General features: G+C 71.2%; 24 protein-coding genes. 17 read left to right on the top strand and 7 right to left on the bottom strand.

From position 1 onward, the window contains the following. Positions 1-100 precede the first annotated feature (100 nt). Positions 101-457, top strand: coding sequence for an SPW repeat protein (locus tag F8A92_RS06195; RefSeq protein ID WP_153504289.1), 357 nt, complete (start codon positions 101-103; stop codon positions 455-457). A gap of 93 nt (positions 458-550) precedes the next feature. Next, a complete protein-coding gene (locus F8A92_RS06190) occupies positions 551-1,117 on the top strand; it encodes a TetR/AcrR family transcriptional regulator (protein ID WP_153504288.1) in 567 nt (188 codons plus the stop codon). Between the two features lie 3 nt (positions 1,118-1,120). Here the strand turns inward: F8A92_RS06190 and F8A92_RS06185 are convergent, their stop codons facing one another. After that, positions 1,121-1,477: a carboxymuconolactone decarboxylase family protein gene (locus tag F8A92_RS06185; protein ID WP_153504287.1), complete on the bottom strand. Its 357-nt coding sequence runs from the start codon at positions 1,475-1,477 to the stop codon at positions 1,121-1,123. 160 nt (positions 1,478-1,637) lie between these two features. Between F8A92_RS06185 and hchA the strand changes: the two genes are divergently transcribed. Then, positions 1,638-2,498, top strand: a complete 861-nt coding sequence (hchA, locus tag F8A92_RS06180) for a glyoxalase III HchA (protein WP_153504286.1) — start codon at positions 1,638-1,640, stop codon at positions 2,496-2,498. Positions 2,499-2,569: 71 nt separating this feature from the next. Here hchA and F8A92_RS06175 read toward each other — a convergent pair whose 3' ends face one another. Beyond that, entirely contained in the window at positions 2,570-3,211 is a 642-nt protein-coding gene (locus F8A92_RS06175; protein WP_153504285.1) for a dihydrofolate reductase family protein, read from the bottom strand. Between the two features lie 84 nt (positions 3,212-3,295). Here F8A92_RS06175 and arfB point away from each other — a divergent pair, with 84 nt between their 5' ends. Together arfB and F8A92_RS06165 are read left to right on the top strand one after the other, a co-directional pair. Beyond that, positions 3,296-3,745 carry an alternative ribosome rescue aminoacyl-tRNA hydrolase ArfB gene (arfB, locus tag F8A92_RS06170; protein WP_323368424.1) on the top strand — a complete coding sequence of 150 codons (450 nt, stop codon included), beginning with the start codon at positions 3,296-3,298 and terminating at the stop codon, positions 3,743-3,745. A 174-nt stretch (positions 3,746-3,919) separates the two neighbouring features. Then, the gene (locus F8A92_RS06165) at positions 3,920-5,572 is read left to right on the top strand and encodes a RecQ family ATP-dependent DNA helicase (protein ID WP_153504284.1); all 1,653 of its coding nucleotides are present in this window, start codon (positions 3,920-3,922) and stop codon (positions 5,570-5,572) included. Positions 5,573-5,579: 7 nt separating this feature from the next. Here the strand turns inward: F8A92_RS06165 and F8A92_RS06160 are convergent, their stop codons facing one another. Further along, on the bottom strand, positions 5,580-5,840 hold the full coding sequence (locus F8A92_RS06160; RefSeq protein WP_153504283.1) for a DUF3072 domain-containing protein: 261 nt from the start codon (positions 5,838-5,840) through the stop codon (positions 5,580-5,582). Between the two features lie 126 nt (positions 5,841-5,966). Between F8A92_RS06160 and F8A92_RS06155 the strand changes: the two genes are divergently transcribed. The 3 genes from F8A92_RS06155 (at position 5,967) to F8A92_RS06145 (ending at position 8,462) form a co-directional block, all read left to right on the top strand. After that, positions 5,967-6,884: an enoyl-CoA hydratase gene (locus tag F8A92_RS06155; RefSeq protein WP_153504282.1), complete on the top strand. Its 918-nt coding sequence runs from the start codon at positions 5,967-5,969 to the stop codon at positions 6,882-6,884. Between the two features lie 103 nt (positions 6,885-6,987). Then, on the top strand, positions 6,988-7,578 hold the full coding sequence (locus F8A92_RS06150) for a carboxymuconolactone decarboxylase family protein (RefSeq protein WP_153504281.1): 591 nt from the start codon (positions 6,988-6,990) through the stop codon (positions 7,576-7,578). Further along, positions 7,575-8,462 (top strand): RNA polymerase sigma-70 factor, encoded by an 888-nt coding sequence (locus F8A92_RS06145; protein ID WP_153504280.1) that lies wholly within the window; start codon positions 7,575-7,577, stop codon positions 8,460-8,462. The genes F8A92_RS06150 and F8A92_RS06145 overlap by 4 nt, the downstream gene beginning before the upstream one ends. A 17-nt stretch (positions 8,463-8,479) precedes the next feature. Here F8A92_RS06145 and ychF read toward each other — a convergent pair whose 3' ends face one another. Then, on the bottom strand, positions 8,480-9,565 hold the full coding sequence (ychF, locus tag F8A92_RS06140) for a redox-regulated ATPase YchF (RefSeq protein ID WP_153504279.1): 1,086 nt from the start codon (positions 9,563-9,565) through the stop codon (positions 8,480-8,482). A 40-nt stretch (positions 9,566-9,605) separates the two neighbouring features. Between ychF and F8A92_RS06135 the strand changes: the two genes are divergently transcribed. The 3 genes from F8A92_RS06135 to F8A92_RS06125 all read left to right on the top strand — a co-directional run bounded on the left by F8A92_RS06135 (position 9,606) and on the right by F8A92_RS06125 (position 12,720). Further along, on the top strand, positions 9,606-10,523 hold the full coding sequence (locus F8A92_RS06135) for a DNA-3-methyladenine glycosylase family protein (RefSeq protein WP_194291381.1): 918 nt from the start codon (positions 9,606-9,608) through the stop codon (positions 10,521-10,523). Positions 10,524-10,560: 37 nt separating this feature from the next. Continuing rightward, the gene (locus F8A92_RS06130) at positions 10,561-11,676 is read left to right on the top strand and encodes a DNA recombination protein RmuC (RefSeq protein ID WP_153504277.1); all 1,116 of its coding nucleotides are present in this window, start codon (positions 10,561-10,563) and stop codon (positions 11,674-11,676) included. A 276-nt stretch (positions 11,677-11,952) separates the two neighbouring features. Further along, positions 11,953-12,720, top strand: coding sequence for a DUF6542 domain-containing protein (locus tag F8A92_RS06125; RefSeq protein ID WP_153504276.1), 768 nt, complete (start codon positions 11,953-11,955; stop codon positions 12,718-12,720). Between the two features lie 32 nt (positions 12,721-12,752). Here the strand turns inward: F8A92_RS06125 and F8A92_RS06120 are convergent, their stop codons facing one another. Then, entirely contained in the window at positions 12,753-13,769 is a 1,017-nt protein-coding gene (locus tag F8A92_RS06120; protein WP_153504275.1) for a 4-hydroxy-3-methylbut-2-enyl diphosphate reductase, read from the bottom strand. A gap of 73 nt (positions 13,770-13,842) precedes the next feature. On the opposite strand from F8A92_RS06120, the gene F8A92_RS06115 reads away from it, so the two are divergent. From F8A92_RS06115 to F8A92_RS06105, 3 genes are read left to right on the top strand one after another with little or no spacing between them, the layout of a single operon-like run. Further along, complete coding sequence (locus tag F8A92_RS06115; RefSeq protein WP_153504274.1) at positions 13,843-14,742, top strand: lipid droplet-associated protein; 900 nt, start codon at positions 13,843-13,845, stop codon at positions 14,740-14,742. A gap of 3 nt (positions 14,743-14,745) precedes the next feature. Beyond that, positions 14,746-15,981: an exodeoxyribonuclease VII large subunit gene (gene xseA / locus F8A92_RS06110; protein ID WP_153504273.1), complete on the top strand. Its 1,236-nt coding sequence runs from the start codon at positions 14,746-14,748 to the stop codon at positions 15,979-15,981. Beyond that, a complete protein-coding gene (locus F8A92_RS06105; protein ID WP_153504272.1) occupies positions 15,978-16,196 on the top strand; it encodes an exodeoxyribonuclease VII small subunit in 219 nt (72 codons plus the stop codon). Before xseA ends, F8A92_RS06105 begins: the two co-directional genes overlap by 4 nt. Positions 16,197-16,200: 4 nt before the next feature. On the opposite strand, the gene F8A92_RS06100 is transcribed toward F8A92_RS06105, so the two are convergent. After that, on the bottom strand, positions 16,201-16,764 hold the full coding sequence (locus F8A92_RS06100) for a DUF4245 domain-containing protein (protein ID WP_153504271.1): 564 nt from the start codon (positions 16,762-16,764) through the stop codon (positions 16,201-16,203). A gap of 90 nt (positions 16,765-16,854) precedes the next feature. Here F8A92_RS06100 and glpX point away from each other — a divergent pair, with 90 nt between their 5' ends. Next, positions 16,855-17,877, top strand: a complete 1,023-nt coding sequence (glpX, locus tag F8A92_RS06095) for a class II fructose-bisphosphatase (RefSeq protein WP_153504270.1) — start codon at positions 16,855-16,857, stop codon at positions 17,875-17,877. Between the two features lie 109 nt (positions 17,878-17,986). Here the strand turns inward: glpX and F8A92_RS06090 are convergent, their stop codons facing one another. Beyond that, positions 17,987-19,264: a PhoH family protein gene (locus F8A92_RS06090; protein WP_267130033.1), complete on the bottom strand. Its 1,278-nt coding sequence runs from the start codon at positions 19,262-19,264 to the stop codon at positions 17,987-17,989. Positions 19,265-19,491: 227 nt separating this feature from the next. Between F8A92_RS06090 and F8A92_RS06085 the strand changes: the two genes are divergently transcribed. Both F8A92_RS06085 and F8A92_RS06080 read left to right on the top strand, forming a co-directional pair. Then, complete coding sequence (locus F8A92_RS06085) at positions 19,492-20,409, top strand: hydroxymethylglutaryl-CoA lyase (RefSeq protein ID WP_153504268.1); 918 nt, start codon at positions 19,492-19,494, stop codon at positions 20,407-20,409. After that, a complete protein-coding gene (locus F8A92_RS06080; RefSeq protein WP_153504267.1) occupies positions 20,406-21,095 on the top strand; it encodes an AMIN-like domain-containing (lipo)protein in 690 nt (229 codons plus the stop codon). Before F8A92_RS06085 ends, F8A92_RS06080 begins: the two co-directional genes overlap by 4 nt. Positions 21,096-21,104 lie beyond the last annotated feature (9 nt).

Genomic DNA, 21,104 nt, shown 5'->3' with positions numbered 1-21,104 from the left:
GCGCGCGACAGGTCTTGACCGGCCGGTCAATCAAATTAGAATCGAAGGTGCATGGCCCGCCTTGGTAGCGACGGGTCCGCTCGAAGGGGAGGTACCTCTGATGCAGAAGTGGGCGCGGTGGCAGGACTGGGTGACGCTGATCGCGGGCGCGTACGCCGCACTCTCACCCATCTGGACGACCACCGACCGAACCGCCACGTGGACGATGGTGGTCCTGGGAGTGGTGACCGTGGTGGCGTCGCTGTGGGCGCTGGCGATGCCCGAGGATCGCATCTCCGAGTACGGTCTGATGCTGCTCGGCGTGCTGTTCATCATCTCGCCGTGGGTGATGGGCTTCACCAACCTGACCAGTATGGCGGTGACCGCCTGGATCGTCGGAGCGGTCACGCTGGTCGCCGGCTTCCTGGCAGTGCCGCAGGTCGACGGGCGCATGCATCACACGAGGGTGGCGCACTAGCGGCGCGCCCCAAGGTACGAGGACGGGCCTTCTCAGCGCCGGGAGGGCCCGTCCGTTCGGTCGTCGGCGCGCGGATGCCGGGAGGGAGCAGGGATGTCCACGGCCGATCGCCGGGCCCGGATACTGGATGCCGCCGAGGAGCTGTTCGCCGAGGAGGGCTTCGACGCCACGCCGACGGCGCGGATCGCCCGTGCCGCCGACGTCCCGAAGGGACTGGTCTTCTACTACTTCCCGCGCAAGATCGACCTGCTGCTCGCCTTGCTGGGCGAGCGGCTGCCCGCTCCGGCAGCGGACGCCGTGCAGGGCGTCGTCCGCCGCGGTGACCCCGCCGGCTCGCTGGTGGCTCTGCACCGCCGCCTCGGCATGGACACGCACGACTCGCTCGTCCTGCGCACGATCATCTTCCGCGAGAGCGGCACCCACCCGGAGGTACGCGACCACCTGCGGCGCCTACGCCGATCGCTGGTCGAGCTCACCGAGTCGGCGCTCGACCAGGCCGTCGACTGGGCGCTGGCCAAGACGCTGCGCCGCCAGGCGGCGGAGACGTTCGTATCGGTGATGCTCGACCATGCCAACGCGCGGCGCTCGGGAGGCGCGCTGCCGGACGTGACCGGCGCCGCAGCGGTCGTGGCGCTGGCGCTCGGCGCTCCGTCGACCTGAGGATCAGTCGTCCGCGCCGCCGGCCTTCTTCGAGTGCTCCTCGAAGAACTTCATCGCGAGCATGCCGTGCGTCGCCCCGCCGCCGGCGCGCAGCGCCGCTGCGAGCATCGAGGTCTCGGCGATCTCGTTCTTCGTGGCGCCGGCCTGCGCGGCCCCGGCCGCATGCGCGTCGAGGCAGTACACGCACTGCGTCGCGTGCGCGACCGCGAGCGCGATCAGCTCGCGGTACTTCCGCGGGATGGCGCCGTCCTCGATGGCCACGATCTTGTCGAGGTTGAGCCACGCCTCGAACTCGCGCGGTGCTCCTTCGCGGATGTCGCGCATGAACTTGGTGTCGGAATGATCGTGATATCCAGTCATGGGCTCACCGTGGCACGGTCCCGGGCGCGCCGCAAGCATCGCCGGCCCACGGCCCGCAGTACCCGTTTTCGCCGTCCCTGCGGCATTCGCCGGAGATCGGGTGCACCATGGTCGGCTGGCCGACCGCCACCGCGGCCGGTGAGGATCAGGAAGGAATCCCATGACTGAGGACACCCAGGACAAGCGGCCCGCCGCCGACCCCGCGGAGGACGGCGCGTTCTTCCCGTCGCCGTACTCCCTGTCGCAGTACACCGCCGCGAAGACCGACTTCGACGGTCTGGCGACCGAGCAGAAGTACGCCGGTGATCGCTGGAAGGTGCTCGTCATCGCCACCGACGAGCGCTACATGCTCATGCAGAACGAGACCTTCTTCTCCACCGGCAACCACCCTGTCGAGACCCTGCTGCCCATCCACCACATGGCCCAGGCCGGCTACCGCATCGACGTGGCCACTGTCAGCGGCGGTCCGGGCAAGCTCGAGTGGTGGGCGTTCCCCTCGGGTGACGAGGCGGTCAAGGCGACCTGGCAGGCGACGAAGGACGACTTCAAGGCACCGAAGAAGCTTGCCGACGTGGTCGCGAGCGGGCTCGAGGACTACGCGGCGATCTTCATTCCGGGAGGTCATGGGGCGATGAATGGCATCCCGTTCAGCGCCGATGTGGCCCAGGCTCTCGACTACTTCCTGGACAACGATCGGTTGATCGTGAGCCTGTGCCACGGGCCGGCTGCCCTGCTCGCCGCCGGTATCGGGCGCGACGCGAACCGGTTCGCCGGGTACCAGATCGTGGCGTTCCCGGACGCGCTCGACCTCGGCGCCAACATCGAGATCGGCTACCTGCCCGGCCAGATGCCGTGGAACCTCGGAGAGCGGCTGAAGGAGGCCGGGCTCGAGATCACGAACAGCGAGATGACCGGGGCGACCACCCGCGACCGGAACCTGCTGACCGGCGACAGTCCGCTCGCCGCGAACCAGCTGGGCAAGGACGCCGTCCTCGCCCTGCTGGAGAAGTTCGGCAGCTGACCGGTCGCGTCACCGCTGCGGGCCCTGGCCCGCAGCGGTGATGCGGGGTGCGTTGCCCTGCGAACTCGCGCTCAGCGGGGGTTGCGGTTCCACAGCTGGTGCGTCAGGCCGCTGGAGGTGCTGATCGACTCGACGGTGAAGCGCTGCTCCAGCCCGGCGAGGTGGTCCCAGATGCGCACGCCGGCACCGAGCACGACCGGGACGATCGCCACGTGCAGGAAGTCGACCAGGTCCGCCTCCAGGAACTGCCGCACCGACGACGGGCCGCCGCCGAGCCGCACGTCCAGCCCGCCGGCCGCCTCCTGCGCCAGGCGGAGTGCCTCCTGCGGCGCGGCGTCCACGAAGTGGAAGCTGGTGCCGTTGTCGAAGTACAGCGCCTCGCGCGGGTGATGGGTGAGGACGAAGACCGGCGTACGGAACGGTGGCGCGTCACCCCACCAGCCCTGCCAGCCGTCGTCCGGCCAGGCGCCTTGCTGAGGCCCGAACTTGCGCCGTCCCATGATCTCCGCGCCGATCCCCTGGCCCCACATGCTGAACAGCGCGCGGTCGACGGTGACCGGTTCGTCGATGTGGTGCACACCGTCGATGACGCGTCCGTCGAACCTGCCGAAGAGGGCGGCGGCGTCCCCGATGGGCTTCTCGAAGGTCACCTGCTCACCGGCGGCGTACCCGTCCGAGGAGACGAACAGGTTGTGGACTCGGGTACGCGACATGAGGGCTCCGAGGAGAGAGGTGCAGGACCGCCTTCATCCTGGCGGAGGCACCCGCGGTTGTCGACATCGTCATCGAGCGAGACGATGAGCGTTATGGACGACCTGCGCGTGGAGCCCGGCCCCGGTGCTCCCCGCGGCCTCAGCGTCCCGGCCGGCGAGCTCACGGAACAGTTCTCCCGGTCCTCCGGCCCCGGCGGCCAAGGTGTGAACACCACGGACTCCCGAGTCCAGCTCGGGCTCGACGTCGGCACGTCGTCCGCGTTCAGCGACACGCAGCGGGCGCGGGTGCTCGACCGGCTCTCGTCGAGGCTCGCGGGCACGGTGCTGTGGGTCAGCGCGGAGGAGCACCGTTCGCAGCGCCAGAACCGGGCGGCGGCCCGGCGGCGGCTCGCCGAGCTGCTCCGGGACGCCGTCGCGCCACCGGTGCCACGGAAGCCGACCCGGCCGACGCGCGGGTCGCAACGTCGCCGGCTCGAGGGCAAGCGTCAGCGGTCGGAGATCAAGCGGGCTCGGCGGCGTCCCGACACCGACTGACCGGCCGTCGCGAACGGCGTCCCCGCTCCGCCAGGAACCTTCGGGTGGTCGCTGCGCATACTTCCCGCCCTCCTGGGGCACGAAGATGCGTGACGGACGCCTGTCCCGGCCCCGCCCGAGACGGCGCTGGGCCGGAGGCTTGCGTACCCACGAGCCGGAAGGAAGCACGTGCAGATGAGCGACGAGACCGCGCAGCATGGCGAGCGGGCGCTGGAAGAGGCGGCCGCGCAGTTCGGCATCGACGAGTTCCGTGAGGGCCAGCGCGATGCCGTCCGGGCGGCGGTGAGCGGCCGGGATGTGCTGGCGGTCATGCCGACCGGTCATGGCAAGTCGGCGATCTACCAGGTCGCCGCGATGGTGTCGTCCGGTACGGCGGTCGTCGTGTCTCCGCTGATCGCGCTGCAGCACGATCAGGTGGCCGCCATCAACGAGGCACTCGGGGCTGAGCGGGCATTCGTGCTCAATTCCCGGGTGGGCGTGCGCCGCGAGAAGGCTGCCTGGGCGGCGCTCGAGGCGGGAGACGCGAGGTTCCTGTTCCTCGCCCCCGAGCAGCTGGCCCGCGAGGAGACGGTGCAGCGACTGTGCGGGCTGCGGCCGACCCTGCTGGTCGTCGACGAGGCGCACTGCGTGTCGTCCTGGGGCCAGGATTTCCGCCCCGACTACCTCGCGCTGGGCAACGTCCGGGAAAGGCTCGGCCGCCCGACCACGATCGCGCTGACCGCTACCGCGGCTCCCCCGACACGCGCCGATATCATCGAGCGGCTGGGCTTGCGCGACCCGCTGGTGATCGTGCAGAGCTTCGATCGGCCCAACATCGCCCTGCGGGTGCAGCATCATCACGAGGACGCCGCGAAGCAGGACGCGGTGCTCGATCAGGTCCAGCAGCTGTCCGGCCAAGGGCTGGTCTACGTCGCGACGCGTCGCGAGGCCGAGCAGTACGCCGCCGGGCTGGCGGAGCGCGGGCTGCGGACGGCGGCGTATCACGCCGGTCGTAAGCAGGCCGAGCGAGATGATGCGCACCAGCGCTTCCTCGACGGCGAGCTCGACGTGGTGGTCGCCACGAACGCCTTCGGGATGGGCATCGACAAGCCCGATGTCAGGTTCGTGGTACACGCGCACTGCCCCGACTCGCTGGACAGCTACTACCAGGAGATCGGGCGAGCCGGCCGCGACAACGCGCCCGCGCACGCGGTGCTGCATTACCGACCGCAAGACCTGGGCCTGCAGCGGTTCTTCGCCGGCGGTCCCCCGTCCCAAGCCGAGCTCAAGGCGGTATTTCGGGCGGTCCAGGAGCACGGCCCGATCCGCCGCACACCGTTGGCCGAGCACACCGGGCTACGACCTCGCACCCAGACGCGGGTGCTGAACTTGCTGGAGCACAGCGGCAGCGTCCTGACCTCGCGCCGCGGCCATCGGGCTGCACCGGGAGTGACGGCGCGGCAGGCGGTCCAGACCGCCCTGGAGGATGCCGAGAACCAGCGCCGCGTCGAGGAATCTCGTATCGAGATGCTCCGGGGCTACGCCGAGACCACGCAGTGCCGACGCGTCCGGCTGCTGAACTACTTCGGCGAGCAGACCGATGAGCGCTGCCACAACTGCGACACCTGCGAGGATCCCGCCTCCGCGGCGAACACGGAGGACGCCGCCACGCACGACTCGGCCTGGCCGATCCAGACACCGGTCTCCCACCGGGATTGGGGCTCAGGCATCGTGATGGGCACCCAGCCGGACCGGATCGTGGTGCTGTTCGATTCGGTGGGCTATCGCGAGCTGGCGCTGGAGCTCGTCGAGCAGGACGACGATCTGCTCGTCCGCGTCGTCACCTAGGCCCCGCTCAGGAGGTCGACTCCCGCCCGGTGCTGGACTTCAGTCGGTCGATGTGCTCGGAGGCCTCCGCCTTCGTCAGGTCGGCGGGGATCTGCTCACCGGCCTGGCGCGCGAGGGTGTCGAGGTAGCTGCGCTGGGCATCGGTCATCGGCTCATCCCCGCTGACCCAGTCCTCGGGGTCCTTCACCGCTCCGGACTGGTCCGGTTCCGTCGCACCGAGCATCTCCGGCTCGTCGGCGTCCGAATCGTGGGCATTCTTATCGCTCATGGCGCAACCCTATGCGCGGAACTCGGTGGACGCTCCTGGTGGTGACCGCGCGGCGCCTTCGACGTACGGTCACGACCAGGAGCACCGGTCTGACCCTCCGCACGCGGCACGACGAATGGAGAACCCATGGACACCCGATGGATCAGCTATGAGACGGTGGACGACGGACGGATCGCCGTCATCTCGCTGAATCGGCCGAAACAACGCAACGCCCAGAACCGAGGGCTGCTCGTCGAGCTGGACGAGGCGTTCCGTGCTGCCGAGAAGGACGACACGGTCCGGGTGGTCGTGCTGCGAGGCGAAGGACCCTCCTTCTCGTCCGGTCACGATCTCGGTTCGCGGGAGGGCGTCGCCGAGCGCGAGCCCGGACCCGGCCAGCATCCGTCGTACCAGTCGGACGGCGGGTCGTACGCCGCAATCGAACGCACCTGGCGCCAGGAGTGGCACTACTACCTGTCGAACACCCGCCGCTGGCGCGACCTTCGCAAGATCACGATTGCGTCGGTGAACGGCCCGGTCATCGCCGGGGGTCTCATGCTCATGTGGTGCTGCGACCTGATCGTCGCGAGCGAGGATGCGTTCTTCTGCGACCCGGTCGGCTCGCGGCTTGGCATGTGCGGCGTGGAGTACTTCGCTCATCCGTGGGAGTTCGGGGCACGAAAGACGAAGGAGCTCCTCCTGACCGGCGACGGGATCGATGCCGAAGAGGCCTACCGGCTGGGCATGGTCAGCAAGATCTTCCCCAACGACGATCTCGAGGAAAAGACTCTCGAATTCGCGCGACGGATCGCCAAGCGTCCGACGATGACCTCGATGATGATCAAGGAGTCGGTCAACCAGACCACCGACATCCAGGGGTTCCACAACGCCACGCAGGCTGCGTTGAGCCTGCACGAGATGAACCACGGTCACTGGCAGGTCGTCACGAACGGTGAGTCGATCGTGCCGAGCGGCGTACCGGGCGCGGATGACTTCCTGGAGTCCGGCGTGATGCTGCCCGCGCGCAAGAACGAGGTCTGGCCGACAGCCGGCGGCGCCAAGTAGCGCCGGCTGGAGCGAGCCCACTAAGGCGACCCGCCGCGCGGGTGTGTCACAACTGGCCACCGGACGGCGTCTCCATGTCGTATCCACTCGACAGGAGGACGACATGACCGGAACGACTCGCATCCCGCCCGCCCAGATCCTCGGCTTCAAGGGGCTGCTGATCAAGCGGTTCGCGAAGAAGACCCTCGGGCGGGTCCCGACCTCGCTCGGTGTCTACTGGCACAACCAGAAGGTGCTGATGGGCATGGCCGGCGTCGGCGGCAAGGTCAAGAAGTGGGATGCGTGCGACGAGCAGCTCAAGTCGTTCGCGCACATGGCGGTGGCCGCCCAGGTGGGCTGCAGCTGGTGCCTGGACTTCAACTACTTCGAGACCTACAACAAGAACCTCGACGTGACCAAGGCGCGGGAGATCCCGCGGTGGCGCGCCTCCGGCGCTTTCTCCCCGCTCGAGCGTGAGGTGCTGGCGTACGCCGAGGCGATGACATCGACCGAGCCGACGGTGACCGACGAGATGGTGGCCTCGTTGCGCGCCCAGCTGGGCGACGCCGCGCTCGTCGAGCTCACGGCGATCATCGGGTTCGCGAACCTCACCACCCGCACCAACGTGGCGCTCGGTATCGAGTCCGACGGCTTCGCCGCGGCCTGCGGTCTCAAGCCGATCGCCGAGCGCACGGTCGTAGGGTCGGAAGGGTGACCGCGACCGAGGACCCGTTCGTCGCCCATCGTGGGCTGCTGTTCACCGTCGCCTACGAGATGCTCGGCTCCGCCGTCGACGCGGAGGACGTCGTGCAGGACGGCTGGCTGCGGTGGGACGCGATCGGCGCGGACGCGCGTGCCGCAGTGCGCGACCCGCGGGCATTCCTCGTGCGGATGGTCACCCGCAAGGCCCTGGACCTCCTGCGCGCCAACGCCCGGCGCCGCGAGGAGTACGTCGGTGAGTGGCTGCCCGAGCCGTTGCTCACCGCGGCGGATGTGGCCGAGGACGTCGAGCTCGCCGAGAGCGTCTCGTTCGCCATGCTCACGGTGCTCGAGACGCTCTCACCCACCGAGCGCGCCGTGTTCGTGCTCCGCGAGGTGTTCGCCACGCCGTATGAGGCGATCGCCGAGGCGGTCGGCAAGTCGCCGGCGGCGGTGCGCCAGATCGGGCATCGCGCTCGCACGCACGTCGCGGAGCGCCGTCCACGGATGGCGGTCAGCCAAACGGAGCAGCGGGCGGTGGTCGAGCGGTTCATGGAGGCAGTGACGCGCGGAGACGTGCAGGGACTGCTCGATGTCGTCGCCCCCGACGTCGTGCTCGTGGCCGACGGTGGCGGGATCGCCCAGGCCGTCGTCAATCCGGTGAACGGGGCGAAGAAGGTCGCCAACCTGCTCGGCTCGTTCAGCCGGCTGGCACCGCAGGCCCGGATCCTGCCCGCGTTGCTCAACGGCGCCGTCGGCGCCCGCATCGTGGGCACCGACGACGGCTACGACACGGCGATCAGCTTCGCGGTGGCCGAGGGCCGGATCAGCCGCATCTACGCCGTCCGCAACCCCGCCAAGCTCGGACGCATCGATGCCGAGGCGAGGCTGAGCCGTTGAGCCGTTGAGCCGCCACTTCACACGTTGAAGCGGAACTCCACGACGTCGCCGTCCGCCATCACGTAGTCCTTGCCCTCGATGCGGACCTTGCCGGCGGCCTTCGCCGCCGCCATCGACCCGGTGGCGATCAGGTCGTCGAAGGAGACGACCTCGGCCTTGATGAAGCCGCGCTGGAAGTCGGTGTGGATGACCCCGGCGGCCTCGGGCGCGGTCGCGCCGACCGGGATCGTCCAGGCGCGCGACTCCTTCGGTCCGGCGGTCAGGTAGGTCTGCAGGCCGAGGGTCCGGAAGCCCGCGTGCGCGAGCTGGTCGAGCCCGGACTCGGTCTGCCCCAGCGACTCCAGGAGCTCGGCGGCGTCCTCGGGCTCGAGCTCGATGAGCTCCTCCTCGGTCTTCGCGTCCAGGAAGATCGCCTCGGCCGGCGCGACGATCTCGGCCAGCTCGGCCTTGCGCTCGTCGTCGGAAAGGACGTCGGTGTCGACGTTGAAGACGTAGAGGAACGGCTTCGCGGTGAGCATGTGCAGGTCGCGCAGCAGGTCCATGTCGATCCCGGCGCCGGCCGCCCCGGCAAACAGCGTCGTCCCGCTCTCCAGCAGCGCCTGGGCCTTGGTGACCTCGGCGACGACCGGCTGCAGGTCCTTCTTGTTCCGGGCGTCCTTCTCCAGCCGCGGCAGCGCCTTCTCGATCGTCTGCAGGTCGGCGAGGATGAGCTCGGTGTTGATCGTCTCGATGTCCGAGCGCGGGTCGACCCGGCCGTCGACGTGCACCACGTTGTCGTCGCTGAACGCCCGGACCACCTGGCAGATCGCGTCGGCCTCGCGGATGTTGGCGAGGAACTTGTTGCCCAGCCCCTCCCCCTCGCTCGCGCCCTTCACGATGCCGGCGATGTCGACGAACGACACCGTCGCCGGCAGCTCGCGCTGGCTGCCGAACACCTTCGCCAGCTCCCCCAGCCGCGGGTCCGGGACGCCGACCACGCCGACGTTCGGCTCGATCGTCGCGAACGGGTAGTTCGCCGCGAGCACGTTGTTGCGGGTCAGGGCGTTGAAGAGGGTGGACTTGCCGACGTTGGGCAGCCCGACGATTCCGATGGTGAGACTCACCCGGACATCGTAGTCGGCGTGGCCTGGCAGGATCGGCCGCGTGAGCACCGCCGCGCATCGATCCAGTCACACCCTGGCGCTGCCGACGCCGTACGACGCGGGGCGGCTGTTCGCGTTCCTGGCCAGCAGGGCCATCCCGGGCGTCGAGATCGCCGAGCAGACCGACGGCCAGTGGCTCTACGCCCGCTCGCTGGTGCTGGACGGCGGCGCCGGCTCGGTACGGCTGCGCACCGACGGCCGGTCGGTCGACGTACTGGCGCTGACGACCGCGCCTCGCGACGCCTCGGCCGTCCTGCAGATCGCGCGGCGGGTCCTCGATCTGCACACCGACCCCGTCGAGGTGGACGCCGCCCTCGCCGAGGACCCTGCGCTCGCGCCGCTGGTGGCCGCCCGGCCCGGGCTGCGGGTGCCCGGCGCCGCCGACGGCTACGAGCTCGCCGTGCGCGCGATCCTCGGCCAGCAGATCTCGGTCGCCCGCGCGTCGGCGCTCGCAGGCCGGATCGTCGCGGCACACGGCAGCGAGCTGCCCGCCGCGCTCTCCGTGGACGACCGGCTCACCCACCTGTTCCCCGCTCCGGCGGCCCTCGCCGCCGCGGCTCCCGATGCCTTTCCGATGCCACGCTCGCGCGGACGCTCCCTGAACGCACTCGGCGCCGCGGTGGACAGCGGGGAGCTCGACCTGCGCCCGGACGTCGATCCCGCCGAGGCCGGCGACCGGCTGCTGGCGCTGCACGGCATCGGCCCGTGGACGGTCGGCTACGTCCGGATGCGCGCGCTCGCCGACCCCGACATCCTGCTGGACGGCGACCTGATCGTCCGCCGCTCGGCCGAGGCGCTCGGCATGCCCGGCGCCGCCCGTGCCCTCGCCGCGCACGCGGCCCGCTTCGCCCCCTGGCGTTCCTACGTCACCATGCACCTGTGGGCGGCGTACGACCCGGCGCCGCGCTCGGCGCGCTGAGCGAAACCTGTCGGGGCGCTCGGGCACCATCAGCGGCATGGACGCACTCACCCTGATCGTGCTGCTGATCGCCGTCATCTGCCTCGCGCTCGGCGCCGCCGCCGGCTACTGGGCCGGACGCCGCTCGGCCCCCGCCGACGTACCCCTCGAGGTCGACGCCGCCGTCGGGCCGCTGCGCGACACCCTCGCCCGCGTCGAGGGCGTCCTGCAGACCGGCGAGAAGGAGCGCGCCCGCGCGCAGGGCGAGCTGCGCGAGCAGGTACGCGCCATGCACACCCTGCAGGCCACGCTCGGCACCCAGACCACCGCGCTCGTCAACGCCCTCCGCGCCCCGCAGGTGCGCGGCCGGTGGGGCGAGATGCAGCTGCGGCGCATCGTCGAGTCGGCCGGGATGATCGACCACTGCGACTTCAGCGAGCAGTACGCCGCCACGAACGACGAGCGCCGGCTGCGCCCCGACCTGGTCGTGCATCTCACGCACGAGCGGTCCGTGGCGGTCGACGCCAAGGTGCCGTTCACCGCGTTCATCGCGGCCCTCGAGGCCGACGACCAGCAACGCGCCCGGCTGGTGCGCGAGCACGCCAAGCAGGTCCGCGCGCACATCGACGTCCTCGCCTCGAAGGGCTACCAGGACGCGCTCGACGACTCGCCCGAGTTCACCGTGATGTTCCTGCCCAGCGACGCCTTCCTGCAGATGGCGCTGCAGCACGACCCCGCCCTGCTCGAGCGCGGCTTCGACCGCAACGTCGTCGTCGCCACGCCGTCCACGCTGCTCGCGCTGCTGCGCACCGTCGCACACACCTGGCGGCAGGACACCGTCGCCCGCGAGGCCCAGCAGATCCTCGCGCTCGGCCAGCAGCTGCACCAGCGCATCGGTATCTTCGCCGGTCACCTGTCCAAGGTCGGCGCGGCGCTCACCAGCAGCGTCACGCACTACAACCGGGCCGTCGGCTCGCTGGAGCGCAACCTGCTGAGCACCTCCCGCAGGCTGCACGAGCTCGGCGTCACCAGCACCGACCACGAGACGCCCGACCAGCTCGAGCAGTCGGTGCGCGAGCTGCACCTCGCCGACCCGCCCGCCGCCGGGCTCACCGACCCCGCGCTGGACGCCCCCGCCCCGCCGTCCCCGATGCCCGAGCGGCGGCACGCCTAGTCTCGGCACGGCACGGCACGGCACGGCACGGCTCGACCGTCCTGCTGACGTCACGGTGGAGTTGTGCCCAGGAGGTGGGCTCGTGCGCAGACCGTGGAGTGCTCGGTCCTCGGTCTGTACCTGACCCCGATGTCTGTATCGGACCGCGACGTCGGCGCCGAGGTCGTCCGCAGCCGGGTGAGCGACACAGAGGGCCGCGGCACGGCGTCACACGGAACCCGCACGCCCGGCACTATCCTGGGAGCGCCCCGCCCACCGATTCCGACAGGTTGCCGAGTGAACGACGAGCACGAGCCCCGCCGGAGAGCCGACGACGACCCGGCTGCGCCGCGGTCGAAGTGGGCCGTGCGTCCCGGATTCGTCGACGACTCGTTCGGGACCCGCCGCGGCGAACCGGAGCCCGACGCCCCCCGCACCCGGCGGCCGGCCAGCGAGATCATCGGCGACGTGCGGGCGCGTGCCTCCGAGGCCGACTACCCGACGCGCAGCACCGTCCGACGTCCCGGCGTGCCGGCCGGCGACCGCCCGCGGCCGCGGCTGGATCCGGACTACGCGGGCCGCTCCGAGGACGGCGCCGTGCGCCGCGCACCCCGCGCTCCGCTGTACGACGAGTCGACGCGCGTGGAGCCCGAGATGGGCGAGAACCGCGACCTCAAGGCCGTCTCGACGTCCGGTGGACGCCTCATCATGGCCGGCTTCGGCGGCGTCATCCTCATCGTCGTCGGCGGCCTGGTGGGCGCGATCGTCGACTTCCTGTTCACCGACCGGATCGGCGTCGTCACCGCGATCGGGCTCACCCTCGCCGCGGCGGTCGCCGCGCTGGTCACCCGCAAGCGCGACCTGCTGTCGATCATCGTCGCGCCGCCACTGGTCTACGCCGTGGTGGCGACCGTCGTGCTGCTGATGTCCGCGCGCACGATCCGGGTGACGAGCATCGCCGACCTGGCCATCCGCGGGTTCCCCGCGATGGCGCTCGCCACCGGGCTGGCGGCGCTGATCGCGGGCATCCGGCTGCTCACCTCGAAGAAGGGCGAGCGCTCCTGACCGGTCGCGGCTAGCGGCGTCCGGCGGCGCGGCTAGCGGCGTCCGGCGGCGCGCAGGTCGCGCTTGAGCTCCTGCGGGAGTGAGAAGGTCAGCCGTTCCTCCGCCTCGGTGACGACCTCGACGTCCTGGAACCCGTGCTCGCCGAGCACGTCGATCACGCCGCGCACGAGCTCGTCGGGCACCGACGCGCCGCTGGTCAGGCCGACCGTGCGCACCCCGTCGAGCCACTCGGGCTGGATGTCCTTGGGGTAGTCGATCAGGTACGACGAACGGGCGCCCGACTCCAGGGCGACCTCGACGAGGCGCACCGAGTTCGAGGAGTTGCGCGAGCCGACCACGAGCACCAGGTCGCAGTCGCCGGCGAACCGCTTGACCGCGAGCTGGCGGTTCTGGGTCGCGTAGCAGATGTCGTCGCTCGGCGGTGAGATCAGGTCGGGGAACTTCTCGCGCAGCGCGGCGACGGTGCGCATCGTCTCGTCGACCGACAGCGTCGTCTGCGACAGCCACACGACCTTCGCGGGGTCGCGCACCTGCACGTTCGCGACGTCCTCGGGGCCGTCGATCAGGTGGATGTGCTCCGGCGCCTCCCCCGACGTCCCGATCACCTCCTCATGGCCCTCGTGGCCGATGAGCAGGATGTCGTAGTCGTCGGAGGCGAACCGGCGCGCCTCCAGGTGCACCTTGGTGACGAGCGGGCAGGTCGCGTCGATCGTCTTCAGGTTGCGCACCTTCGCCTCCTCATGCACGACCGGGGCGACGCCGTGCGCGGAGAACACCACGATCGAGCCCTCCGGGACCTCCTCGGTCTCCTCGACGAAGATCGCGCCGCGCTCCTCCAGGGTGCGCACGACGTGCACGTTGTGCACGATCTGCTTGCGGACGTAGACCGGGGCGCCGTACAGCTCGAGGGCCTTCTCGACGGTCACGACGGCGCGATCGACGCCGGCGCAGTAGCCGCGTGGATTGGCCAGCAGGATCTTCTTGCCGTCGGCAGCGGGCACGTCGGTAGCGAGGGCTTGCGCGGTGAGATCGGGTGCGTGCGAGTCCATGCTCCCAGGGTACGCACCGCGGGGAGCCGCTGCCGCGCTGACAGCGCTCCGGGCGATGGTGCACTCTAGAGGCATGGCCCAGACTCCCTTGCCGCCGTCGCTCGCCGCCCTCCTCGCCGCCGACCTGCCCTCGCCGCTGAAGGCGATCGCCGGCCTCGCGGTGACCGCCATCGAGGACGCCCGAGGGCTGCCCGAGCGGGTCACCGAGCTGCCCGCGCACGTGCTGACCAGCCTCGCCGCCCGCTCGATGCGGGTGCAGCAGCAGTACGCCGAGTGGGTCGCCAAGGGTGACGAGCTGCTGGGCTCGCTGCGTCCGCCGTCCGACGAGGCCCCGCCGTGGGCGACCTTCGACGAGGACCTCCCGGCGCAGTCCCTGCCGGAGGAGGCCGCCGGTCTGGCCGGTGTCCCGGAGGCGGACGCCCGTCCTGCCGCGGCCCCCGGCCACGGACCGGTGTCGGCCGGGCTCGGCCCCGGCTCGGCGTTCGACCTGCAACCGGAGACCGACGAGCTGCCGATCGCGCGGCGTCGCGCCGCCGCGAAGAAGACGGCGCCGGCCAAGAAGACGGCGCCGGCCAAGAAGGCAGCGCCCGCGAAGAAGGCAGCGCCGACCACGAAGCCGGCTCCGGCGAAGAGGGCCGGACCGGCCACCAAGCGGGCACCGGCCAAGCAGGTCGCCCCGGTGAAGGACGAGCCCGTCGCGTCGGCTCCGGTCGAGGACGCGACCCCGCCCGCGATCGAGGCCGCCTCGCCCCCGGCCCTGGAGGCGGTCACCCGCGAGGCGCTTCCCGCGGCGCCCTCGGTGCCGCAGTCGCTGCCGGAGTTCGACACCCTCACCCTCCCGCAGCTGCGCTCGCGGCTGAAGACGCTGAAGTCGGCCGAGCTCGAGGAGCTGATCGCCTACGAGCAGGCCAACGCGACCCGCGACGCCGTCGTCCAGATGCTGCGCGCGCGGCTCGAGACGCTGCAGAAGTAGCCGGTGACCGCTGCCTCACGGGGACCGGAGAACCCCTACTCGGTACGCGTGATCGCCGCCAAGATCGCCGGGTGGATCGACCGGCTCGGACCGATCTGGCTCGAGGGCCAGGTGGCGCAGCTGAACGTCCGGCAGGGCACCAAGCTCGCCTACCTCACGCTGCGGGATCTGGAGGCGCCGTACTCGCTGCCGGTGTCCGCGCAGACCAGCGTGATCCAGGCGGTGGACGGCGGCCTGGCCGAGGGCAACCGGGTGATCGTGCACTGCAAGGCCGAGTTCTGGGCGCAGCGTGGGTCGTTCTCGATGCGCGCGAAGGAGATCCGCCAGGTCGGGCTCGGTGACCTGCTGGCCCGCATCGAGCGCCTGCGCACGGCGCTCGAGGCCGAGGGACTGTTCGCCGCCGAGCTCAAGCGGACGCTGCCGTTCCTCCCGCGCCACATCGGGCTGATCACCGGGCGCGACAGCGCGGCCGAGAAGGACGTGCTCACCAACGCCCGCAAGCGGTGGCCCGCCGTGCGGTTCACCGTCGCCAACGTCGCCGTCCAGGGCACCACGGCCGCCGGCGAGGTGATCCGGGCGCTGCGCGTGCTGGACGCCGACGCCAGCGTCGACGTGATCGTGATCGCCCGTGGCGGCGGCTCGGTCGAGGACCTGCTGCCGTTCAGCGACGAGTCGCTGGTGCGCGCCGTCGCCCGCGCGCGTACCCCGGTCGTCTCGGCGATCGGCCACGAGCCGGACGCGCCGCTGCTGGACTACGTCGCCGACGTGCGTGCCTCGACGCCGACGGACGCCGCCAAGCGGATCGTCCCCGACGTCGCGGAGGAGCACGCCCGGATCGCGCAGGCCCGCGAGCGCATCCGCGCCGCGCTGCAGCGCAGCATCGACGCCGGCTACCACCACATCGAGCAGCTCACGTCGCGCCCGGTGCTCGCCGCACCGGAGTCGATGATCTCCGAGCGCCGCGCCGACATCGAGCGCGGCCGCGAGCGCGCCCGTCGCGCCACCGGCCATCACCTGGCCATCGAGCGCGAGACGCTGGCCGCCGCCCGCGCCCGGATAGTCGCACTCTCGCCGACCGCCACGCTGCGCCGGGGCTACGCCGTCCTGCAGCGCGCCGACGACGGCGGCGTCGTGACCGCGACCACCGACGTCCGGCCCGAGGCCCGGCTGAGCGCGCTGGTCACCGACGGCCGCATCGACCTCGTCGTCGAGAACACCCACCCGAAGGAGCAGACATGACCCAGCCGACCGACGGACTGACGTACGAGCAGGCCCGGCAGGCGCTCGGCGAGGTCGTCCAGAAGCTCGAGGCGGGCGGCATCAGCCTCGAGGAGTCGATCGCGCTGTGGGAGCGCGGCGAGAAGCTCGCGAACGCCTGCCAGCGGCTGCTCGACGGGGCACAGGAACGGCTCGACGCTGCGATCGAGCACGTGCAGCAGGACGACGAGTCGTAGCCGGCTACCCGTCCTTGGCCGGCGGCTGCACAGCACCCGCGAGCTCGCGCAGCTCGGCGTACGACGCGGTGCCCGCGACGACCGCGACGAAGCCCTCGCCCTGGGCGACCAGCGCGTGTCCCGCGGTGGTCCGTACGGGCACCCAGCCGAGCCCCGCCAGCTCGACCGCCGACCCGTCGGGGTCGGTGCGCACCTTCGCGTCGGCGAGCGCGGTGCCGATCACCTCGTCGCGGGTCCCCGAGCTGATCACGTACCGCGCCAGCTGGTCCTTCGGCGTCCGGTAGCCGATCGACACGCCGACCACGTCGCCGTCCTTGCGCAGCAGCGTCGACGCCGTCGAGCGCCAGTCCTCGCTCAGCGAGTCCGGCGCGACCAGCGGGTAGCCGACCACCTGCGCCGCGCCGCGGACGTCGCCGCGCGGATCGACGGTGCTGACCTGGGAGTCACGCGGCCCGCAGAAGTAGACGAACCCGAGCACGAGCACGACGATGGGGATCAACGACCACATCATGTCCTTGAACGACTCGAATCCGCGCTTGCGAGGCCGGTACGGCTGGGTGTCTGCCACCGAACCATCATGCCGACAGTGGCGGACCGCGTTCGCCGGGGCCCCACCCAATAGGATGGACGAAAGCCCGCCTGTGAAGGAGATCAAGCCGTGCCCGGTGAGAATGCGTCCACGTCAGCCTCGGTGTCCGCGCCCGACCGGAATATCGCGCTGGAGCTCGTCAGGGTCACCGAGGCGGCCGCCCTCGCGGCGTCCCGCTGGGTGGGCCGCGGGCGCAAGAACGACGGCGACGGTGCCGCGGTCGACGCCATGCGCTCGCTGATCGCGACCGTCGAGATGCAGGGCGTCGTGGTCATCGGCGAGGGTGAGAAGGACGACGCCCCCATGCTGTTCAACGGCGAGCAGGTCGGCGCGGGCAGCGGGCACGCGTACGACGTGGCGGTCGACCCCATCGACGGGACGACGCTGATGGCCAAGGGCATGCCCAACGCGATCGCTGTGATGGCCCTGGCCGACCGCGGCTCGATGTTCGACCCGTCGGCGGTGTTCTACATGGAGAAGATCGCCGTCGGCCCGGACGCCGTCGGAGCGATCGACATCAACGCCTCCGTGGCCGACAACCTGGCCAGCATCTCCAAGGCGAAGGGCCGCCCGGTCCGCGACCTGACTGTCTGCGTGCTCGACCGGCCCCGTCACGAGCAGCTCGTGCACGACATCCGGCAGGCCGGCGCCCGCATCAAGTTCATCACCGACGGTGACGTCGCCGGCGCGATCGCCGCGGCGCAGCGCGGTGCGGCGGTCGACGTCCTCATGGGCGTCGGCGGGACGCCGGAGGGCATCATCGCGGCCTGCGCGCTGAAGTGCATGGGCGGCGAGATCCAGGGCAAGCTGTGGCCGCGGGACGACGCCGAGCGGCAGAAGGCGATCGACGCGGGACACGACCTGGACCGGGTGCTGGGCATCCAGGACCTGGTCCGCGGCGAGAACGTGTTCTTCAGCGCCACCGGCATCACCGACGGCGAGCTGCTCAAGGGCGTGCGCTACGAGGCCGGCGCCGCGTACACGTCGTCGCTGGTCATGCGGCACTCGTCCGGGACGATCCGGCAGATCGACGCGCGCCACCGGCTGAGCAAGATCCACGACCTGTACGACGACCCGGCACCGCTCGCCTAGCCCGGCGCGGCTCCGGCGGTGGCGGTGGGTGCTGCCCCGCTCGCCGCACGCGCGGTGGCTTCCACCCCGCTATCGGCGTCCGATCGGGGTAGAAGCCACCGCGAGCGCATCAGACGGCCGGGTACTCCTCCAGCAGTGAGGTGACCAGCGCGGCGATCGGCGAGCGCTCGCTGCGGCTGAGCGTAAAGTGCGCGAACAGCGGGTGGCCCTTCATCGACTCGATCACCGCGTTGATCCCGTCGTGCCGGCCCACCCGGAGGTTGTCGCGCTGCGCCACGTCGTGGGTCAGGACGACGCGGGAGTTCTGCCCCATCCGGCTCAGCACGGTCAGCAGCACGTTGCGCTCGAGCGACTGGGCCTCGTCGACGATCACGAAGGCGTCGTGCAGCGACCGGCCCCGGATATGGGTCAGCGGCAGCACCTCCAGCAGATCCCGTTGCAGCACCTCGTCGATGACCTGCCGCGAGGTCACCGCGCCGAGGGTGTCGAACACCGCCTGCGCCCAGGGGTTCATCTTCTCGCCCTCGGTGCCCGGGAGGTAGCCGAGCTCCTGGCCGCCGACGGCGTACAGCGGGCGGAAGACGATGACCTTCTTGTGCACCCGGCGCTCGAGCACCGCCTCGAGGCCGGCGCAGAGCGCGAGCGCCGACTTGCCGGTGCCGGCCCGGCCGCCGAGCGAGACGATGCCGATGCTCTCGTCGAGGAGCGCGTCCAGAGCGATCCGCTGCTCGGCGGACCGCCCGCGCAGCCCGAACGCCTCGGCATTGCCGCGGATCAGCCGGACCTGCTTCTCCGGGGTCACCCGCCCGAGCACCGAGCTGCCCGAGCCGTTGATCACGACTCCGGTGTGGCAGGGCAGCGCACGCGCGTCGTCGTGGTCGATCACCGTCGACTCGAAGAGGTGGTCGATCTGCTCGGCGGTCATCTCCAGCTCGCGCATGCCCGTCCAGCCGGTCTCGACCGCGCCGATGGCGCGGTACTCCTCCGCGGGCAGGCCGACGGCCGCGGCCTTGACCCGCAGCGGCATGTCCTTCGTGACCAGCACGACGTCCTCGCCCTCGGCGCGCAGGTTCAGCGCCACCGCGAGGATCCGCGCGTCGTTGCCGCCGTCGCGGAAGCCGTTGGGCAGGACGCCGGCGTCGACGTGGTTGAGCTCGACCCGCAGCGTGCCGCCGTCCTCGCCGATCGGCGTGGGGCCGTCGAGCCGGCCGAACTCGTGCCGCAGGTCGTCGAGCACCCGCAGCGTCTCGCGGGCGAACCAGCCCAGCTCGGGATGGTGGCGTTTGGCCTCCAGCTCGCTGATCACGACGATCGGCAGCACGACCTCGTGCTCACCGAATCGGCGCAGGGCGGAGGGGTCGGACAGCAGCACGCTCGTGTCGAGCACATAGCACCGGCGCTGTCCTCCTTCCGGCTGACGGGTCGTGCTGGAAGTGGAGCTCGCGCGTGGTGCCATGGGTAGTTCTCCTAGAGAGCGGAGGCGTTATCGACATCATGGACTGCTGTTCAATTGTGGGCCGTACACCGCTGAACCTATGCCCACGTCTCGCCGGCTGATCGTCGACACGCCCAGGCCCGCGTGTCGGGCCGGTTAATTCCCTCTACGATCGGCCTATGCCAGAACAGCTCTCCATCGTGGAGGTCTCGCCACGCGACGGCCTGCAGAACGAGAAGACCCTGCTCAGCACCGGCGCGAAGGTGTCGCTCATCGAGCAGCTGGTCGACGCGGGGGTACGGCGCATCGAGGCCGCCTCCTTCGTGCACCCGAAGCTGGTGCCGGCGATGGCCGACTCCGAGGCGGTCATGGAGGCGGTTCCGCGGCGGGACGACGTCTCCTACATCGGCCTGGTGCTGAACTCCCGGGGCTGGGCTCGCGCCCAGGCGGCCGGCGTCGACGAGGTCAACGTCGTCGCGAGTGCCTCCGAGGGGTTCGCGCAACGCAACCAGAACTCCAGCGTCGAGGCGATCATCAGCGAGGCCGAGCAGGTCATCGCCGAGGTGCGGCAGGCCGCGATCCCGGTCTCGATCACGATCACCACGTCCTTCGGCTGCCCGTTCGACGGCGAGGTCGACCCGGAGGTCGTGGTGGGCCTGGCCGCGCGGGCCGCCCGTGCCGGCGTCGACGAGATCGCGCTGGGCGACACCATCGGGGTGGCGGTGCCGACCGAGGTGACCCGGCTGTTCACCGCGATCCGTGACGAGGTCGGGGACGGCGTCCGGCTGCGCGGGCACTTCCACAACACCCGCAACACGGGGTACGCCAACGCGTACGCGGCGCTGCAGGCGGGGGTGCGCGTCCTCGACGCGAGCGCCGGCGGCATCGGCGGCTGCCCGTTCGCGCCCGCCGCGACCGGCAACATCGCCACCGAGGACCTGCTGTATCTCGCTCACCGGATGGGCTACCGCACCGGGATCGACCTGGAGGCGGTCACCTCGGTCGCTGCCTTCCTGGCCGGCGAGCTGCAGCACGACACGCCCGCCCTGCTGGGCAAGGCCGGTGGATTCCCACCCCGCGAAGGGAGCACCTCATGAGCAGCAACGTCGTGCGTCGATCGGTGAGCGCAGCCGCGGCGTTCGGGCTGGCGGCGGGCGTGCTCGCCGGATGCGCGAGCGAGCCGTCCGGGACACCGGGTGCGTCCGGCTCGGCGTCGTCCGCCTCGCGGACCTCGTCCTCGAGCGCACCGGCGACCAGCGGTTCGCAGGGCTCGGCAGCGGCCACGAGCGGCACGGCCGCAAAGTCGTCCTCGACCGACGCGTCGGCCAGCCCGCAGGGCAGCGATGCACCGTTCGTGGCGGACACCAGCCCGGACACCGCGACCGCCACGACGGATGCGGCGCTGGTGCTGACCGCCGTACGCAGCGGCGTCCAGCCGGGCTTCGACCGTGTGGTGCTGGAGTTCACCGGGCCGGGAAAGCCAGGCTGGGAGGCGAAGTACGTCGACGCCGCCTCGCGCCAGGGCTCCGGAGCGGCGATCTCGCCCGGCGGTAGCGCGATCATCTCGATCGTGCTCACCGGCACCACGATTCCCCAGCCCGGCCAGGCGACGGTGCCCGGTGGCCCGATCGCGACGTCCGGCACGACCGCGATCAAGGGCGTGTTCAACGACGGCACCTTCGAGGGCATGACGCAGGTGGTGCTGGGGATCGACGGCAAGAAGCCGTTCCGGGTGTTCTACGTCGCCAACCCCTCGCGCGTGGTGATCGACGTCCAGCGCTAGCGCCGGCTG

The sequence above is a fragment of the Cumulibacter manganitolerans genome (assembly GCF_009602465.1).
In the GTDB taxonomy this organism is placed as follows: Bacteria; Actinomycetota; Actinomycetes; order Mycobacteriales; family Antricoccaceae; genus Cumulibacter; species Cumulibacter manganitolerans.
The sequence above is the reverse complement of the archived record's forward strand: the minus strand, read 5'-3'. Positions and strand labels throughout refer to the sequence as shown.

Excerpts from the sequence above, each read along its gene's own strand:
- F8A92_RS06105 (WP_153504272.1), top strand. The coding sequence starts at position 15,978 with ATGACCCAGCCGACCGACGGACTGACGTACGAGCAGGCCCGGCAGGCG.
- F8A92_RS06130 (WP_153504277.1), top strand. The coding sequence starts at position 10,561 with ATGGACGCACTCACCCTGATCGTGCTGCTGATCGCCGTCATCTGCCTC.
- F8A92_RS06115 (WP_153504274.1), top strand. The coding sequence starts at position 13,843 with ATGGCCCAGACTCCCTTGCCGCCGTCGCTCGCCGCCCTCCTCGCCGCC.
- F8A92_RS06160 (WP_153504283.1), bottom strand. The coding sequence starts at position 5,840 with ATGAGCGATAAGAATGCCCACGATTCGGACGCCGACGAGCCGGAGATG.
- F8A92_RS06165 (WP_153504284.1), top strand. The coding sequence starts at position 3,920 with ATGAGCGACGAGACCGCGCAGCATGGCGAGCGGGCGCTGGAAGAGGCG.
- arfB (WP_323368424.1), top strand. The coding sequence starts at position 3,296 with ATGAGCGTTATGGACGACCTGCGCGTGGAGCCCGGCCCCGGTGCTCCC.
- F8A92_RS06120 (WP_153504275.1), bottom strand. The coding sequence starts at position 13,769 with ATGGACTCGCACGCACCCGATCTCACCGCGCAAGCCCTCGCTACCGAC.
- F8A92_RS06190 (WP_153504288.1), top strand. The coding sequence starts at position 551 with ATGTCCACGGCCGATCGCCGGGCCCGGATACTGGATGCCGCCGAGGAG.
- F8A92_RS06150 (WP_153504281.1), top strand. The coding sequence starts at position 6,988 with ATGACCGGAACGACTCGCATCCCGCCCGCCCAGATCCTCGGCTTCAAG.
- hchA (WP_153504286.1), top strand. The coding sequence starts at position 1,638 with ATGACTGAGGACACCCAGGACAAGCGGCCCGCCGCCGACCCCGCGGAG.
- F8A92_RS06175 (WP_153504285.1), bottom strand. The coding sequence starts at position 3,211 with ATGTCGCGTACCCGAGTCCACAACCTGTTCGTCTCCTCGGACGGGTAC.
- F8A92_RS06085 (WP_153504268.1), top strand. The coding sequence starts at position 19,492 with ATGCCAGAACAGCTCTCCATCGTGGAGGTCTCGCCACGCGACGGCCTG.
- F8A92_RS06155 (WP_153504282.1), top strand. The coding sequence starts at position 5,967 with ATGGACACCCGATGGATCAGCTATGAGACGGTGGACGACGGACGGATC.
- F8A92_RS06195 (WP_153504289.1), top strand. The coding sequence starts at position 101 with ATGCAGAAGTGGGCGCGGTGGCAGGACTGGGTGACGCTGATCGCGGGC.
- F8A92_RS06080 (WP_153504267.1), top strand. The coding sequence starts at position 20,406 with ATGAGCAGCAACGTCGTGCGTCGATCGGTGAGCGCAGCCGCGGCGTTC.
- F8A92_RS06185 (WP_153504287.1), bottom strand. The coding sequence starts at position 1,477 with ATGACTGGATATCACGATCATTCCGACACCAAGTTCATGCGCGACATC.